Genomic DNA, 16,804 nt, shown 5'->3' on the forward strand with positions numbered 1-16,804 from the left:
AACATATTCCTCCCCTATTCCAAATAATTCACAAAACGCAACAATCTTTATTCCTAAAAACAACAAAATCTTTCATTGCTGAAAGATTTTGTTGTTGATTTTTTATTTTAGTAAATTCTAGTTTCTGTTCTTTAAGAGAATCCAACCTGAACGTTGTTCCATTTTCTTGCTGGCAGGATTTTCCCATTGTACCCTATACCAATAAGTAGCGGTAGGAAGATTGATTCCTTTTAAAGATCCTGTCCATATAACATTACCTTTACTTGCTTTAAATACTTCCGCCCCGTATCGGTCGAAAATTGAAGCTGCGAAGTCTTTGTATCCGCTGATTCCAGTAAAGTCAATGGTATCATTTACACCATCCATATTTGGAGTAATAGCATTGCTGATAACAAATGTAAAGTAATCCAGTGAAGTACCACATTTGGCACCTTTCACTCTTACCATTACAGAATACATCGTATTATTCAAAATACCTGTAAATATATTGGATGGCTGCCATGTCAATCCTCCATCTATAGAATATTCTAAAGTTCCACCTGTAGGATTACTTGCCGTAAGTGTAAGAATATGGTTATCATAAACAATATTGGTAAACTGTGGCAGATCAGGATTAATAAGCTGTGCAGAGAATGTTTTGGAACAAACCCCATTGCTGATTATCACAGAATACGTTCCGGGAATATTAGTGGTTATCGTCTGAGTCGTTGCTCCTGTACTCCATACATAAGTATAGTTGGGTCCTGCCCCGGCATCCAGAGTTCCTTTATCTCCGGCGCAGACAAATACATCTTTTAAGGTAGAAACAATCGCCGGAACTACTTCAATAGTAACTTTAGCCGGATTCACAGAGCTACATCCGTTTCCTCCTAATGCATATACTGAATACTCTGTTGTTACGGTAGGCGTCACTACCTGTGTGTTTCCGTTTCCTGTAAGTCCTACCCAGTTATAAGTTATCCCTCCTGTGGCAGTTAATGTTACAGATTCTCCTTCACAGATTTTTAATTTAGATGCTGTAAGACCTGCTATAGGTGGTCCTACCTGAACTGTAACAGTTGCGGGCGTTGCAGAAATACATCCGTTAGCTCCAACTGCAAATACCGTATACACAGTAGTTGTAGTAGGTGAAACAACCTGAGTATTTCCATTTCCTGTAAGACCATTGCCCCAGTTATAGCTTACCCCTCCGGAAGCAGTCAACGTCACTGATTCTCCCACACAAATACGAGGTTGTGATGAAACCAATGCAGCAACCGGTTGTACTTTATCTTCCTGAACTGTTACTGTAGCAGTAAATGTACAGCTCAGGTTTCCTGGTTGTGAAATGTTAGTAACCGTTAGAGTATAAGTTCCTCCAGAGCTTACAACAGGGGTAAGAGTATTACCTCCTGATACAATAGTTCCTCCGGTTGTTGTCCAGGCAATTGTAGATCCTGCAGGAACTACTGATGCCGAAGCATTGATAGTAACCTGAGGAGTTGTACAGGTAATTGTTTGTGGTGCAGCAATAGTAAGAGTAGTTTGGGCTGTGCTTAATAATTGCAGAGATACTACATAGCTGCAGCCTCCATTGCTTACTAATACATAAATAGTCTGGCTTCCTCCGGGAGGTGTATATGTTGTAGGTACTGCAATAAAGTTTCCGTTAGCTGCATTGGCATCAGCCTGATTGATATAGTAAGTAAAAGTAACGCCTGCAGTAGTTGTAATCTGAGGCTGAGCTTCAGTAAGATTATAAGTTAATCCTGGCTGATAACACTTATGCAGTGTTGCATTTTGTGCTGTAAAAGGCTCTGAAACTTCTATTGTTATCGTTGCAGGGTTTTGAGAGACACAACCATTTGCACCTACTGCTGTTACGGTATAAGTAGTGGTAACAGTAGGTGAAACAACCTGTGTACTTCCGTTTCCTGTAAGGCCATTACCCCAGTTATAGGTAGCCCCGCCTGAAGCGGTAAGTGTTACAGAATCTCCTTTACAGATTTTTATTTTGCTTGCTGTAAGCCCGGTAACTGGCGGGGCACTGTTTCCTGTTACAGTTACAGTTCCTACAGCGGTACAGCTGATATTTCCAGGCTGATAAACTTTTGTAATAGTTAAAGTATATGTTCCTGCCGCATTAATGACAGGGTTTAAAGTAGTTCCTCCTGAAACAATATTTCCTCCTGTAGTTGTCCAGTTGAAAGTAGCTCCTGCCGGATAAACAGAGGCTGAAGCATCCAGTGTAGTCTGAGAGTTAGCACAGGTAAGTACAGCCGGAGGAGCAATAGTAGGCGTCATTTGTGGCGCCTTTACCAATTGCAGCTGTGCTACTTTTGCACAGAAACCGTTTGCTACTCTCACATACACCGTTCCACCTGCACTCTGATGAGCTGTTGGATTAGGAATTGTATTTGCATTTCCTGCATTAGCATCCGCCAATGTGGTATAGTAGGTAAACACAGCTCCCGGTGTGGTGCTTATTGAAGCTTGTGCTGATGTTAAATTAAAAGTTGCATTTCCGGCAGCATAACAGGCTGTTAATGTAGCATTCTGTACTGTAGGAGATGTTCCGCCAACTACTGTAATAGTAGCTTCCCCCGGACAGGTATTCCCCTGGATGAAAACCTTAACGGTGTATACCCCCGGTGCTGTTGCCGTGTAACTTGCATTGGTAGCTCCTGCAATCGGAGTGGTACCCTGATACCACTGATACGTTATATTAGGTCCCTGTACAGAGGCTGTAAAAGTCTGTGGCGTATTATCACACATATTAACAGAATCAGGAAGCTGCACGCCAGCCGGATCCAGGATTTTCACCCCGATATCAAATGATCCTGCTTCAAGAAATACTGCTGAATCAAAGTTGGGATCCTGATAATCCGCCAACACAATTTTAAAATGGTAGGTTTGCCCGGGAATGACAGTTGCTTTTGCTGTCAGAGGAATAGTACGTCCGTTAAAATTGGTTTCAATCTGAGCGGTATTGGTTCCTCCGTAATAGGCTTCATTCTTAGGTCCGCAGTTTTGATATTGCGGGTGAATATTCGTTACACTTACAGGTCCTGCTCCGCCCGGAAGCACTGCAAGATTGGTATAAGTAGGATCAGATGCCTTTTTTAACAGCAAAGCGAAACCATCTGTAATAGTACATGGAAAGTTTTGCTGATATTCTTTAGAAGCAAACAAATATCTGAAAGTAATTTCAGTAGAGGCGGCTACAAAGTCAAACTCTATAGAGGTTGCATTGGTTAGGTTATTGTTAGCAATCCCTAAAGCGTTCGCAAGATCTACATCTCCTCCGGTTCCCAGATCATCACTTAATGTTCCTTGAAAAGTATTCCCTGCTTTATTGGCATATCCGGTTGAAAGTATAATCCCTTTACTAAAAGGAAAGTTGGTATTTGATTTATTAAAATATCCCCAGCTACGGTTCTGATTGGTGGCAGACAAGTTAGGAGAAACGGTTACATTGCTTACCGTTGAACTGGTACAAGTAGAGCCTCCTGATATAAGCACATCATTTATAAGCTGGGTTATAGGATAGCCGGACTCCGGGTAACTAGGTGCATTTACATCTATAAAAACACCTGCCCTCAAAGAAGCAGCTTTAGGTTTTGCAGCAATTTCTACCCTTCCTTTATTTTGAGCCAAAACAAAGTTCCCCATGAAAGCTAAAAATAACGCTAAAAATAAATTTCCTCTCCTCCTATTTAACATTTTATATTATTTTGAACAAAAATACTATTTTTTTTGATTGAAATTCAAGTTAACACAATTTACATTATTACTAACGCAAATTTATTTATATTAGAATATCAACTCTGTTTATTTTAAAATAATAAAAAAAGACTGACGAAATAGTCAGTCTTTCAGTTATAGTTTAAATTATTCTATATTTTTAAGTAATATCCATCCTGTTTTTACAGTAAGTTCTTTACTTGCAGGATCTTCGAAGGTTACCTGATACCAATAGGTAGAAGTAGGAAGCTTTTTACCCTGGAAATATCCGTCCCAATATGGATTGATCTTCGCTGCTTTGAACACTTCTCTTCCATATCGGTCGAAAACCTGTCCGCTGAAATCTTTATAATTAACCACACCGCTGAAATCAATGACATCATTAATATTATCACCGTTTGGAGTAATTACATTTTTCATCACGAATGTAAAGAATTCAAGGAAACCTACACAACTGGTAAATTTAACCCTAACTCTGATCGAAATGACTTTATTTTTAGGCACATTGTTAAATACATTTGAAGACTGCCATGTAACCCCGTTATCTACTGAATATTCCAGGATACCATTACTTGGATTACTTGCTGTAACGATCATAACTCCATTCTCACTATAATCCACTTTTATCACTTCAGGGATCACGGCCTTAATAACCTGAGTTTTGAACTCTTTTGAACAAACTCCGTTACTGATCGTTACCGAATATTCTCCAGGTGTAGAGACTGTAATACTTTGACTTGTTTCACCAGAACTCCATTGATACGTATATCCTGGACCAGAACCTGCATCCAGAATAATTTTATCACCCTGACAGATATGTCCTCCTTTTAAGTTGGAAACGATAGCCGGAACTACTTCAATGGTAATACGTGCCGGTTGAAGAGATTTACATCCCTGTGCCCCGATAGCATATACAGTATAGGTAGTAGTTTGAGTTGGGCTTACCGTTCTGATTCCTCCGGTAGTGGCTGCTGAATCACTCCATTCATAGGTTACACCGCCTGTAGCTGTAAGCAAAACAGATTCTCCGGCACAGATTTTCAATCTTGGTGCGGTAAGTAAAGCCGTTGGTGTCTCTTCTTTTCTTAAAGTTAATGTTGCAATCTTACTACAGAAAGCTCCATTGGAAACCAATACGTATAATATCTGTCCATCTGTTCCTGAGTAGTTTGTGAGATTAGTGATGTAGCTGTTATTTTGAGCCTGTGCATCGGCCTGATTTGCATAAAAACGGAATACTGCTCCCTGCGTTGTACTGATTAAAGGTTTTGCTGTTTCCAGATTAAAACTGGTAATTGCAGGTGTAGTACAGAGTTTAAGTTCAGCATTCTGTACGGTAGGGCTCGTTCCTCCGATAATGGTAATAGTAGCTTCACTTGGACATTGATTTCCCGGGACCATTACTTTTACAGTATAAACTCCCGGTTGGGTAGCTACATACACAGCACTTGTTGCCCCTGGAATAGCCACTCCATCTTTATACCACTGATAAGTCATTCCCGGAATTGCTGCTACCTGTGCCTTTAACTGTTTCGGAGTATTATCACACATGTTGATAGTACCTGGTAACACAACTCCTGTTTCGTCTACAATTTTAATTCCCACGTCGAAAGATCCTCCTTCTAAGAAAACTGCTGAGTCATGAGACGGGTCTTTGGCATCTGCCAATACCATTTTGAAATGATACGTTTGTCCTGGGATTACGTCTGCCACAGCTGTTAAAGGAGTTGTTCTTCCAAAATAATTGATTACTAAATGTGGATTTGCCAGTGCTCCAAAAAAAGCTGCATTAATTGGCCCACAGCTGAATCCATTTCCTGCAGGAACAATATTGGTTGCACTTACAGGTCCGGCACCTCCCGGCAATACAGCCAGGTTGGTATAGGTAGGATCTCCGACTTTCTTTAATAAAAGAGCAAAGGCATCAGAATAGCCCAGACATGGATAATTGGAAGTATATTCATCAGAAACGAATATGTAATTAAATTTCACCTGGTTTGAATTCGGAACGAAATCAAACTCAAGGGCTACCGCATCGGTTAAACTTACATTGGCTCCGGTAGCGGCTACAAGATCCGCATCACTTCCTGTTCCTACTGATTGTCCTACAGCGGCTACATAGTTGTTTCCAGCTTCAGATGCATATCCTGTAGTAAGGACAATCCCATCCGTAAAAGGAAAATTTGTAGTTCCTTTATGAAAATACCCCCAGAATCTGTTGCTGTTTGTCACATCATGATTAGGAGATACAGTAACGTTGGTAACATTGGCTGTTGTACAATTGGTACCGCCATTGATCAAAATATTCTTTACCAACTGCTCGGGAGTATAATTTGAAGGGGTGTAAGGCGGTACATTCACATCTATAAATGCTCCGGCCCTGAGAGCGGCGGCAGAAGGTTTTATTCTTTCTGATTTTCTGACAGGTCTCGTTTGAGAAAATGCAGAAACAGAAATCAATAAAAAAGAAAAAAGGAAAAAATAGTTTTTTAGTCTATAGATTAACATTTTGTTTTCATTTGTTCAAATGTAGCAAAAATAATCATACCAAATCAGCCTTTAACATTACTATTTTATAATCCAGCAGGTAGATTCATAACATTTTTTTCTTATTATTACATTTTCCGCAAATCATTTTGAACAGAAATTAATCCATAAAAAAACAGATCAACGTATTGATCTGTTTAAACTTTAACGGCCACTATTCCGGTTCTTTATCATCTTTTTTCAACTGGTCTATTTCATTCTGCAACTGAGAGATAATATCTTTTAAGGCTTTTATTTCGTTTTTGTTCGAGCTCACATTACTCTTGAGCATTACATTTTTCGCTCTTTCATTGTGGTCTTCTTCATCTTCGTCTTCGTTAATTTCTTCAATATCTTCGCTGATTTCCTCAATGTCTTCCTGGATATCTTCAATATCTTCATTGATCTCTTCAATGTCTTCGCTGATTTCTTCTATATCCTCGCTGATTTCCTCAATATCTTCCTGAATGTCTTCAATATCTTCCTGTATATCTTCAATTTTCTCGTGGCTTTTATTCACAGACATCTGAATGAAGATTGCCAGATAAATAGCTTCCAGGGAAAGTACGGTCGTAAGAATCAGAAGCATTTTATCAAAATCAACGATATTCAGCATCGGAAGTAAAAACGAGGTAAGGAACAGCAGAGTATGAACAATCAGGGACTGAATAGATCCTATCCAAGATGTAATGCTGTCTGCTATTTTTTCAAGAACTTCTGTTTTTTCGTTATATTTTTTCATCCTTTATATTTTTACAACAGTTCCTTTGTTACTCCTAATCCAAACAATGCAAAGTCATATTTTGCCGGATCTTTTTCATCAAATTTTCTGATGGCAATATCAAGCTCTTCTACTGTTTTCCAATCATTCTGTGTTCGGAAAACCAAGCCTAATTTTCTGGAGATGTTTCCTGTATGCACATCCAGTGGAATGGAAAGATTTTTTTGGTCTATATTCTTCCAGATGCCAAAATCTACTCCCCTTTTATCTTTACGCACCATCCATCTCAAAAACATAATAATCCTTTTGGCAGAGGAATTCTTATAAGGTGAACTGATGTGTTTATGGCTTCTGTGCTTCTCTGTTTCCAGGAAACCACTTCTGAATCTTTCTATAGCGTGGAGAAAGTTATTCTCTGATTCTTTTACTTTAAATAAACTTTCCAGGCTTTCATTTTCATTATAAATTCTGTTGAACTGTCTGATGAAATAGGAAAAATCCTGTCCGTTGAACGTTCTGTGAATGCTTTTATCCTGAATACTTTCCAGATCTTTTTCTGAATAATTCATGACAAAATCATAGGGTGAATTTCCCATAATATCAAGCATTTTATCTGCAGAATTAATGATGGACTTTCTGTTTCCCCAGGAAATTGTTGCTGCCAGAAATCCTGCAATTTCAATGTCCTGTTTTAAAGAAAAGCGATGCGGAATCTGTATCGGGTCATTTTCAATAAAATCAGGAGCGTTATACTGATCTGCTTTTTCGTTGAGAAAATCTCTCAGTTCTTCAAATTTCAACATATTCATTCTAAATCTTTACACTTTCCAATGCTTTTGGTAAAAATGTATTGGGAAATATTTCTCTTGCCTCATCAGTAAATACTGTCAGATCTCCATATCTGTTGGAAAAGTGACCTAAAATCAGTTTTCCAACCTGAGCTTTCTGAGCAATGGTAGCTGCTTCCAAAGCTGTGGTGTGGCCTGTATAATCTGCCATTTCCTTCAGATCATGTAAAAATGTAGATTCATGATACAAAACCGTTACATTCTTAATAATAGGAATCACAGTTTCAAGATAACGGGTATCACTGCAAAATGCATAGGATACCGATGGAGCCGGATCAACAGTTAGAATTTCATTTTTAAGGACATAACCATCGCTTAGTACAAAGTCCTTCCCTGCTTTGATATTGTGATAATCGCAGGTTTCAATTTCGCTGTACTTGGCAATCTCTTTCATATTAAGATGCCTGTCTTTCGGTTTTTCTTTAAAAAGATACCCATTACAGTAAATCCTGTGATCCAAAGGAATAGTGTATACTTCTACCCTGTTATCCTCGTATATTTTTTCAGAATAATCTTTATCCAGTTCATGATAAATCACTTCAAAACCACGGTGGGTTTCTGTAATCTGAAAAATGGTTTCCAACATCTTCTTAATTCCTTTAGGACCATAAACATGCAAGGGCATATCTCTTCCTAAAAGACGGAAAGAGGCTATAAGCCCCGGAAGTCCGAAACAATGATCTCCATGAAGATGGGAGATAAAAATATGATTGATTTTTGAAAATCTTGCTTTTGCCTTTCTCAGCTGTACCTGTGTACCTTCTCCACAATCGATCAGGAAGAGTCTTTCTTCCATTTCCAGCAGCTGTGCTGTGGGTGATGTATTGATGGTCGGAATCGCAGAGTTAAAACCTAATATTGTTAAATAAGTACTCAAATCAATAATTTATGATAACAAATGTACAACAGAAAATATAAATGGGATTTCGTCCTGATATTTAAACTTAATCAGTTACTTTTAAAAAATCCATAAATAGGTCTAATGCCTGTTTACGGTGGCTGATCTTATTTTTGTCTTCAGGATCCATTTCTGCAAAAGTTCTTTCATATCCTTCAGGAACAAAAATCGGATCATATCCGAAACCTTTGAAACCTTTATTTTCTGTCAGTAAATTTCCATGAACTCTGCCTTCAAAATATTGAGCGCCATTTTCATCATAATAACAAAGAACCGTCACAAAATAAGCCTTCCTGTTTTCAATTCCCTGCATTTCTTCCAATACCTTTTCGATATTTTTTGCGAAGTCATGATCTCCGGCATAACGGGCTGAGAAAATTCCTGGTCTTCCATCCAAAGATTCTACTACCAAACCGCTGTCGTCTCCCAAACTTGGAACCCCAGTTTTTTCAAAGCAATATTTGGCCTTGATCAGGGCATTGGCATGAAAAGAATCTCCGTCTTCTACAATTTCCTCGTGAATATTATAATCGGTAAGACTTTTCACCACGCAGTCACTTCCCAGGATCTGTTGGATTTCTTCTTTTTTATGTTCGTTGTGTGTAGCTACTAATAATTCCATTTCTATATTCATTTTCAATTTTATTTTTTTAATCGGGTTACTTACATTTCAGCATAATGTATTTTATACTTTTTCATAAAAAGATAATAGAACAAAGAGAAAAGTACAATTCCAACAGCCAGTACAAGCCATTCTGAAATATGAAGAACCTTTGCAAAACTCTCATCTTTACCATAAAGCACCAATAGCGACAGGGTTAAATTATTAAACGCATGCAGTAATATCGGCATCAGCAAAGACTTTGTTTTATGATAGACCAATCCCAGTACACAGCCCAACATTACAGCGCTGATAAACTGCCATGGATTTCCGTGAACCACGCCAAAAATTATGGAAGCATACAGAATCGCCTTCCATGGTTCTACTCCTTTATTGATCAATCCTTTCTGGATAATTCCTCTGAATATAATTTCCTCAAAAATCGGAGCCATGATTACCGTCATGATAATCATTACAACAGGATTATCTGTCAATTGGCTCATCAGCTGGATAAAATATTCATAAAAGTCACCGAAAAACGGTCCTGTGGTTGGGATCTGAGCGGCAATAAATTCGGAAATAAACATCATCCCCGCCATCATTGGAAAGATGAGAAGATAGGTAGAAAAATTAACCGATGAAAAGTTGAAGTTAAGCCTCTTTTGAGTAGTACGTCTTACAATGAAAAAATCAAAGAAAGCAATAGCTGTAAGAAATCCTACAGAATTTGCTACCATCAGAAACCAGTCTTTCAATTCAATATTTTCTCTGAAAACAACCTTCCAGAAAGTGCTGAATAAAGAAACGGCCATTGTTCCCACGAATAATCCAACTACCAAAACAACACCGCCAAACCATGTGAACGTAAACTTCGGATATTTGCTATTTTCCATCCTTTCTCTGTAAAAGTTTATGAGAAACAAAGATAATTTTTTTGACTGCTACAGGCAACTAAAAAAGGAATTTCTTATTTTCGTTCCTTTATCCATGAACATCACAAAATGAATACAGAATTTTCATTCCAAAGATTTGAGTCTGCAACCAACAGGTGGACGACTGTTGTTCTGAATGCTCTTTTCTTTGTGATGTTTATTTCTTTCGTTTTGCTTTTTGTTTTAGGTCCTGCTTACGGAATTTACAGAAGAGGGTTTGAAGCTATGCTGTACCCTGCCTTGATCAGTTGGGGACTTTCATTGTTGATTTTGATTCCTGCGATCCGTTATATTATTAAAAGGAAAAAGCCGGCCCATACAATTGTGGTTGATGAAACCGGCCTCTTATTTTATAATTCAAGAAATGAAATTGCAGATCAGATCCTCTACACAGATCTCCGGCCTTCAAAACAGGATTTTGATATTTACACAGTCAATCCGGTAGGATCAGGAATCACTCCTTTACTGGAGGTAACAGTCTTATCAGATAAAAAAGAAGAAACTCTAAGACGTATTGATATGAATCTCCCTTTGAGAGTGGTAAGAAACAAATCTGCTTTGTATGCCCATTTTCTACACGGCATCAGCACTTTCCGTCCTGATTTGAAGATAGATCCTCTCGTTTTCCGCAGCTATTCTATTGATACGGAAACATGGAAAGTGAACAGTAAAGGGATTTCTTTGGGAGGCTGGCTTTTATTTCTGGCAGCACTTGTTATTACAGCACTTATATGCGGGCTTGTTTTTTTGTTAACTTAGGCTAAGAATTAATATGATTGAAAAGTTCCAGACCATAGAATCCAAAATCAGCAAACCCATTACTTATTTTCTAATGGGAATTCTCTGGATCGCTGTCATTCTGATTATGGTAGTAATCGGGGTTGTTTTCAATCTTATTTACAATAATTTCAGACAATATTTAGAACAGGATCTGGGCATTTTTTTCACGCTTATTATTGCACAACTGCTTCTTATATTTTGTTGTATCGCTTTGATAATGGCTTTAACTTACAGAAAAAAGCAAAAGATACGAAAAGCCATTGTAGATGAAAAAGGAGTAACATTCTATAACAACCGAAATGTAATCATTGAAACCATATTATATCATGAACTTCAGCCAGCTCAGAACTCATCCACCGATGTACATGTATCCAATACCCAAAACGTAAAATATAGCAAAACGACATTGCAGATCTACCTGAAAAATAAAGCAGGAGAAATTGGACCAATACGTGTTGATTTCAATTTTGAACTGGTAATTTTAAGTAACCAATATGATCTATACCATCATTTTCTAAAAGGGATTCAACACTTTCGTCCGGATCTGAGAATAAGTCAACAGGCGATTGATCAGTACAATCTCAGTTCAGAACCACAAAAAACAGAATTTGGGATATTTGAATATATCATAGCAGCCCTTGTTATCCTGATTGCTGCCGGACTGGTGTATGTTTTTATGTTGCTCGTAAAAATAATAGTTGATAAGCTGCATTGAAGAAAAGCCAGCTATTGGCCGTTTCACAGCTATATTCATCATTCTGAAACCTGAGTATCCTTCTATTATTCTGTCTAATTAATATTGTCTTCATTTAAATTTGAAAACCTCGTAAAAAATCACGATTTTTGCAACTTCAAAATACGATATGTCAGACTTAATCAAAGAAATACAAAAAAGAAAGACCTTCGGGATCATTTCCCACCCGGATGCCGGAAAAACGACTCTTACAGAAAAGCTTCTTCTTTTCGGAGGAGCTATTCAGGAAGCGGGTGCGGTAAAATCCAACAAAATAAAAAAGGGAGCTACCTCCGACTTTATGGAAATTGAAAGACAGAGAGGAATCTCTGTAGCGACTTCCGTATTAGCTTTTGAATATAGAGACCACAAAATCAACATTCTCGATACTCCGGGTCACAAAGACTTTGCTGAGGATACTTACAGAACATTAACTGCTGTAGACTCCGTAATCGTTGTAATTGACGTTGCAAAAGGGGTTGAGGAACAAACTGAAAAACTGGTTCAGGTTTGTAGAATGAGAAACATTCCGATGCTGGTTTTCATCAATAAACTGGACCGTGAAGGTAAAGATGCCTTCGATCTTTTGGATGAAGTAGAACAAAAATTAGGATTAACAGTTTGTCCGCTTTCTTTACCAATTGGTATGGGAAGTGACTTCCAGGGAATTTATAATATCTGGGAAAATAATATTCAGTTATTCTTAGAAGAGAAAAAACAGAAAGTTGGAGATTCTATTAAGTTTGATGATATCAATGACACATCTATTGATGATGTGATTGGTGAAAAAGCGGCAAAAACATTAAGAGAAGAGCTTGATCTGATCCAGTCTGTTTATCCTGAATTTAATCGTGACGATTATATGAAAGGTGATCTTCAGCCGGTATTTTTCGGTTCTGCTTTAAATAACTTTGGAGTACGTGAATTATTGGATGCTTTTATTGATATTGCTCCAATGCCACAGCCCAAAGAAAGTGATACGCGTCTGGTAAAACCTGAGGAAAGCACTTTCACAGGATTTGTTTTCAAAATCCACGCGAATATGGATCCTAAGCACAGAGACAGGCTTGCATTCGTAAAGATTGTTTCAGGAACATTCAGGAGAAACGAAAACTACTTACTGGTAAGAGAAGGTAAAAAAATGAAATTCTCCTCTCCTAACGCATTCTTTGCAGATAAGAAAGAAGTGGTGGAAGAAAGTTTCCCTGGTGATATCGTCGGTTTACATGATACGGGAAGTTTCAGAATCGGAGATACATTAACTGGTGGCGAAAAATTAAGCTTCAAAGGAATTCCTAGCTTCTCTCCTGAACATTTCCGTTATATCAATAATAACGATCCGTTAAAAGCCAAGCAATTGGCGAAAGGTATTGATCAGCTGATGGATGAAGGGGTTGCGCAGTTATTTACGCTTGAAATGAATGGAAGAAAGATCATTGGAACGGTTGGAGCCCTTCAGTACGAAGTTATCCAATACCGTTTAGAGCATGAATATGGTGCAAAATGTACTTATGAACCGTTATCGATGCACAAAGCATGTTGGGTAGAAGCTGATGAGAAGTCTGAAGAATTCAAGGAATTTGCAAGATTAAAGCAGAGATTCCTGGCAAGAGATAAGTACAATCAATTGGTATTCCTTGCAGATTCTTCTTTCACGATTCACATGACGCAGGAGAAATTCCCGAATGTGAAATTACACTTCATCAGTGAGTTCAGAGAAAATTAAATAAAAGACAAATCGCAAAAAGGCAAAATTGTTTACAATACAGGTCCGCAGAATTTTTCTGCGGATTTTTTTATAATATATCGTATGAAACCACCTCGTCTAAAATTTTTCAATTTTTTGCCACCACTCCGGAGGATGAGAATTTTTAGATTTCCGAACTAATATTTAGTGAAAAGACAAAGCTTTCGAATCATTTCAATACCCCAAAATCAGAAAAACACTTTGTAAATCTTTTGTAAAACGAATACAAAAGATTGAAAATACAACACTTATAATTTTACCAGCACAATACATTTCATTTACAATCTTTACAAGAACTTCCCTTGTAATTTTACTTCATCAAAAAAATTAATCTTATGAAAAAGTTCATCTTACTCACTGCTGCAGCAAGCACTTTCCTTATGTGTAAAAAAGCGGAAGCTACACAGGATAAAATACATGAAGCCATCCATTCAGCGGACAGTGCGGTTACGGTGGCTACAGAAACCGTTGAAAATGCCAGTAAAACAGTAGACCAGGCTATGGATTCTGCAAGTATTAAAATAAAAGACTTTGAGAATACAAAAAATGATATCCGGCAAAATATAGAGAACACTTCCAAAATGGTAGATTCTTTATCGGATAAAATTGCCAATACAAAACTGGAATCAAAAATTGAGAAAAAAGATTCTATAACAAAGAAGACTGAAAAGATTGCAGTAAAAGCTCCGGCTCCAAAGGTTATTAAAGAAACCAAAATCATTTATAAAGAAAAGCCTAAGAATGACAGTTACGAACTGAATATGCCTAAAGATAAAATGGTAAAATCAGGATATCTTTCTATAACCGCAGAGAATGTGGAAACGGTAAAGGAAATTATCCGGGAAGAAGCGAACAGAAATAACGGTTATATCAAAAGTGAAAATCTATCTTATGTGGAATCAGCCAGTCCTCACGGAGAGGATCAAAAAGTATACAGTCTGGATATCAAAGTTCCCATACAGCATTTTGATGGGTTAATGGAGGATATCAATAGCAATGTTGGAGATATTGATACAAAAGATATTCAGGTTTCAGGACGAAACTACGCAGACAATACCATCTGCACAATCAGTGTAAATATCAGTGAGAAAGCCAAAACAGAAACAGAGCTTAAAACCTTTGGTGGAAAATCACTGGCTGCCATTGAATCCGGCTGGGATGTTATTACTTCCATATTCCTGTTTATCCTTCCATTATGGCCTTTATTCCTGATTGCCGGCATTGGGTATTATTTCTATAAAAAGAAGAACAGAAACATTCCTAATAACGATTCTCACTAAGTTTCAATCTTTACTCAGGATAGATTTTAATAATTTTTTAATGAGATTTAGAATAGAAGTTCGATACTAATGTTTAATTTTATCAAACGTTAAAAGAAAGTGCTTGCTTATTAGAAAAATAACTCTTAACTTTAAGTATAAGCAAAATGTAAAGAATCTTCGTTGTGAAACAAGGTTCAAAAATAAATTTGGAAATTTTATTTCATATATTAATATTTTGTGATTTGGTGTAAAATAAGGCCCTCATATTGAGAGCCTTATTTGTTTTTATTTCATATTCACTACTTTATCTACAATGAACTTTGTGTTTCCTCTCCAGGGAAGTGCGCCATTATACTCTTTGTAATGCAGGTCAAAAGTTTTACCGCTGTTGGTTTCCAATTGTTTGAAAACTTCGGGATCATCTACGGAAAATTCAAACTCATAGCTTGTAATAGTTCCTGTTTTTCCCCTCCCAAAACCTTCCTGAATCAGCTTGCCTTCATAAGTTTTGAAAACATAACCTTTTTTCATCGCATAGTTCAGGTATCCGGACTTTACTCCTTCTCCGAAAACAAAATAATACTTATACCAGACAAATACGCCCAGTAGCAGCAATACAACCCCAAGGGTGATCCACAAAGATTTTTTCATAGGTAGTGTGTTTTATAAATGTTATTTTGCGATGCTTCTGGAGATCACGATTTTCTGAATTTCAGAAGTTCCTTCATAGATCTGAGTGATTTTCGCATCTCTCATTAATCTTTCTACGTGGTATTCTTTCACGTATCCATATCCTCCGTGGATCTGTACTGCTTCAATAGTAGTATCCATTGCCACCTGAGAAGAGTATAATTTGGCCATAGCTCCGCTTTCAGAGATATCTTTTCCTGCATCTTTTTCACACGCAGCTTTGAAGCACAGCATTCTTGCAGCAGTGATCTGAGTAGCCATATCAGCCAATTTGAATGCAATCGCCTGGTGGTTGATGATTTCAGTTTTGAAAGCTTTTCTTGTTTTAGCATATTTCAATGCCAGTTCGTAAGCACCTGAAGCAATACCCAGCGCCTGAGAAGCAATACCGATTCTTCCTCCATTCAACACTGCCATAGCAAAGTTGAATCCGAACCCGTCTTCACCAATTCTGTTCTCTTTTGGAACTTTTACGTTATTAAAGATCAAAGAGTGAGTATCACTTCCTCTGATTCCTAATTTGTCTTCTTTTGGTCCGATTTCAAATCCTTCCCATCCTCTTTCAACGATAAAAGCATTGATCCCTTTGTGTTTTTTCTCAGGATCTGTCTGTGCAATTACGATATAATAAGTAGCTGTTCCACCATTCGTGATCCAGTTTTTGATACCATTTAAAAGATAGTAATCTCCTTTGTCTTCCGCAGTAGTTTTCTGAGAAGTAGCATCAGAACCTGCTTCCGGCTCAGATAATGCAAATGCTCCGATAACCTGCCCGCTTGCCAGTGGAGTAAGATATTTTATTTTTTGCTCTTCAGAAGCGAATTTTTCAAGACCGGCACAAACCAATGAGTTGTTTACAGACATCACAACAGCCGCAGAAGCATCCACTTTTGCAATTTCTTCCATTGCAAGTACGTAAGAAACGCTATCCATACCTGCACCGCCGTATTTTGGATCTACCATCATTCCTAAAAGTCCCATTTCTCCCATTTTCTTCACCTGTTCTGCAGGGAATTTCTGGTCACGGTCTCTTTCAATCACTCCAGGTAAAAGTTCGTTCTGTGCAAAGTCTCTTGCTGCCTGCTGAATCATCAGCTGTTCTTCCGATAAATTAAAGTCCATAAAAAAAATAATTAGATAGCCGTAAATTTACACTTTTTAAGCAAATCTGAAAAAATAAATTAAAAACGGGAAAAAGGCAGGTTTGGGGAGATTTATTGATGGCGGATACCAGTTTCGGGATTCCGGATAATTGGTTAAGAAGGCAATATAAAAAACCTGGAGAAAAATAAACCATTATAAAAGAATCATTGAAAATATAAAATCCCTACTTCAGGGCTTCC

Annotated in this window: 13 protein-coding genes; 4 read left to right on the top strand and 9 right to left on the bottom strand. The window is 37.6% G+C overall.

What is annotated here, in order from left to right:
* Window positions 1–117: 117 nt before the first annotated feature.
* The 7 genes from A1704_RS05250 to A1704_RS05280 all read right to left on the bottom strand — a co-directional run bounded on the left by A1704_RS05250 (window position 118) and on the right by A1704_RS05280 (window position 10,210).
* Entirely contained in the window at window positions 118–3,702 is a 3,585-nt protein-coding gene (locus A1704_RS05250; RefSeq protein ID WP_062671126.1) for a choice-of-anchor L domain-containing protein, read from the bottom strand.
* Between the two features lie 168 nt (window positions 3,703–3,870).
* The gene (locus tag A1704_RS05255; protein ID WP_062671128.1) at window positions 3,871–6,231 is read right to left on the bottom strand and encodes a choice-of-anchor L domain-containing protein; all 2,361 of its coding nucleotides are present in this window, start codon (window positions 6,229–6,231) and stop codon (window positions 3,871–3,873) included.
* Window positions 6,232–6,424: 193 nt separating this feature from the next.
* Window positions 6,425–6,991 (bottom strand): DUF1003 domain-containing protein, encoded by a 567-nt coding sequence (locus tag A1704_RS05260; RefSeq protein WP_062671130.1) that lies wholly within the window; start codon window positions 6,989–6,991, stop codon window positions 6,425–6,427.
* A gap of 11 nt (window positions 6,992–7,002) precedes the next feature.
* Window positions 7,003–7,773, bottom strand: a complete 771-nt coding sequence (locus A1704_RS05265; protein WP_062671600.1) for a TIGR02757 family protein — start codon at window positions 7,771–7,773, stop codon at window positions 7,003–7,005.
* 7 nt (window positions 7,774–7,780) lie between these two features.
* The gene (locus A1704_RS05270; protein WP_062671132.1) at window positions 7,781–8,695 is read right to left on the bottom strand and encodes a ribonuclease Z; all 915 of its coding nucleotides are present in this window, start codon (window positions 8,693–8,695) and stop codon (window positions 7,781–7,783) included.
* A 67-nt stretch (window positions 8,696–8,762) separates the two neighbouring features.
* Window positions 8,763–9,338, bottom strand: a complete 576-nt coding sequence (rdgB, locus tag A1704_RS05275) for an RdgB/HAM1 family non-canonical purine NTP pyrophosphatase (RefSeq protein WP_262916991.1) — start codon at window positions 9,336–9,338, stop codon at window positions 8,763–8,765.
* Window positions 9,339–9,379: 41 nt separating this feature from the next.
* A complete protein-coding gene (locus A1704_RS05280) occupies window positions 9,380–10,210 on the bottom strand; it encodes a CPBP family intramembrane glutamic endopeptidase (RefSeq protein WP_062671134.1) in 831 nt (276 codons plus the stop codon).
* Window positions 10,211–10,318: 108 nt separating this feature from the next.
* Between A1704_RS05280 and A1704_RS05285 the strand changes: the two genes are divergently transcribed.
* From A1704_RS05285 to A1704_RS05300, 4 genes are all read left to right on the top strand, one after another.
* Window positions 10,319–11,008, top strand: coding sequence for a hypothetical protein (locus tag A1704_RS05285; RefSeq protein WP_062671136.1), 690 nt, complete (start codon window positions 10,319–10,321; stop codon window positions 11,006–11,008).
* Window positions 11,009–11,021: 13 nt separating this feature from the next.
* Window positions 11,022–11,744: a hypothetical protein gene (locus A1704_RS05290; protein WP_062671138.1), complete on the top strand. Its 723-nt coding sequence runs from the start codon at window positions 11,022–11,024 to the stop codon at window positions 11,742–11,744.
* A gap of 148 nt (window positions 11,745–11,892) precedes the next feature.
* Window positions 11,893–13,488: a peptide chain release factor 3 gene (locus A1704_RS05295; protein WP_062671139.1), complete on the top strand. Its 1,596-nt coding sequence runs from the start codon at window positions 11,893–11,895 to the stop codon at window positions 13,486–13,488.
* Window positions 13,489–13,844: 356 nt separating this feature from the next.
* Entirely contained in the window at window positions 13,845–14,789 is a 945-nt protein-coding gene (locus A1704_RS05300; protein ID WP_062671141.1) for a DUF4349 domain-containing protein, read from the top strand.
* 267 nt (window positions 14,790–15,056) lie between these two features.
* Here A1704_RS05300 and A1704_RS05305 read toward each other — a convergent pair whose 3' ends face one another.
* Together A1704_RS05305 and A1704_RS05310 are read right to left on the bottom strand one after the other, a co-directional pair.
* Entirely contained in the window at window positions 15,057–15,422 is a 366-nt protein-coding gene (locus tag A1704_RS05305) for a hypothetical protein (protein WP_034695305.1), read from the bottom strand.
* A gap of 21 nt (window positions 15,423–15,443) precedes the next feature.
* A complete protein-coding gene (locus A1704_RS05310; RefSeq protein ID WP_062671143.1) occupies window positions 15,444–16,583 on the bottom strand; it encodes an acyl-CoA dehydrogenase in 1,140 nt (379 codons plus the stop codon).
* Between the last annotated feature and the right edge of the window lie 221 nt (window positions 16,584–16,804).

The sequence above is a fragment of the Chryseobacterium cucumeris genome, assembly GCF_001593385.1.
GTDB lineage: Bacteria > Bacteroidota > Bacteroidia > Flavobacteriales > Weeksellaceae > Chryseobacterium > Chryseobacterium cucumeris.